The following is a 1367-nucleotide window of genomic DNA, read 5'->3' as shown; positions in this document are numbered from 1 at the left end:
CATAGCTTAGTTCTTAAGGAACACAGACCGTGTGACTTCCTATCTTAAAACGGCAAATATCATTGTTTTTCTCAATGCTTTGCCGCTTACAATTTACCGCTAGTAGCTCAAATACACGATGTATCTTATGGCTGCACCGTGTTTGTTCTATGCAATCCAGAATATCATCCAACCAAAGATAACTGCACTTACTCGCTCTAAATGTCGAGATCGCACACTTAAACATACCCGCTGCACTATGGCAGATAAAACGCTTGATAAGTGTTTGCAGTATGCTCAGCCAAACCAATGATTCGGCAATATGAGGATCTCGTGTGATGAACCCTTTAAGGTTATTCCATGACTTTAGTTCTTTGAAAAACAACTCAATTTGCCAACGAGTTGCATATATATCGAGTAGTTCGTCAAAGCTAAACTGTGCCTCTTTTAAATTAGTAACAAGGAAAACGGGGCGCTTTTCATTCGGTAAATAGATAAGCCTGTACTCGGGCCCATTTTTCTTCCAACGTACTGTTAATTCAAGTGGTTGGCTTGCGAATTTATCGAGTAACGTTTTGATTTTAATTTTCTTTTCTTTAAGTTCTATACCCGCGCAATAAGCTGATGTAACGATTGGGTTAATGTTTTTATTTGCTCTGATCAAAAAATATCCGCCATCTTGAGCTACTTGCTCAAAGTAATCTAAGTCAAAATACCCAGCATCAGCAAGTAATAACGTATCTTCAAGTGTGTGGCTACCTGGTAAAAAGGCGCGCTCAGTTTCAACATCAGGACGAATATCTATTTCGCAGGGTTGTTCATTAAATAGGTCATAGGTAACGTGCAACTCAATCGCGGCAGGACTTACAGCAGTAAAACGACCAGCAAAAACCTGCGCTAATTCATCATGTAGAGCAAATGAAGAACCATCTTGCAATAACACTCGCTGTATTCCTCGCTGGGTAAAAAAGGTTTTATCCAGCGTGTTTACAGTCAATTTAGACATCGCTTGAATAACGAGCTCACGGACAAGCTCAGTCAAGGCTGGTTTTCGAATTTGATTATGAAAGGGTTTATAACTTATCGTGCAATCAGCCTGCGTTCGCAAGTTTTGATGGATATCTGACAAGTTAGCGTCTTGCAGGCAAGATAAGCTTTTAAATACGGCTTTGAGCAGAGAAACGATCGACAGGCAACGGTGTCGAACTTGAAATCCAGAGGTTTTTGCAAGCTCAATGAGGTGTTTTTCTGAGATAAGGGCTTTTAATTGGTTTGAAACTTGGTTAATCTGCATGTGAACTCTGTTTTTAGTCATGTTTTTATTGGCGTAACTATTTGATCATTAACAGAGTTCAACTTCAAGTTTTCTTAAGATCCAACCTATGAGT

At 39.4% G+C, this 1367-nt stretch carries 1 protein-coding gene; it reads right to left on the bottom strand.

Features of this window, described 5'->3' with window-relative positions; genetic code table 11:
* Positions 1-13 precede the first annotated feature (13 nt).
* Positions 14-1273, bottom strand: coding sequence for an IS4 family transposase (locus tag DC53_RS01065; protein ID WP_033032134.1), 1260 nt, complete (start codon positions 1271-1273; stop codon positions 14-16).
* Between the last annotated feature and the right edge of the window lie 94 nt (positions 1274-1367).

Source organism: Pseudoalteromonas fuliginea, from assembly GCF_000690055.1.
Classification (GTDB): domain Bacteria; phylum Pseudomonadota; class Gammaproteobacteria; order Enterobacterales; family Alteromonadaceae; genus Pseudoalteromonas; species Pseudoalteromonas fuliginea.
This window is presented reverse-complemented; position numbering and strand designations above follow the sequence as displayed.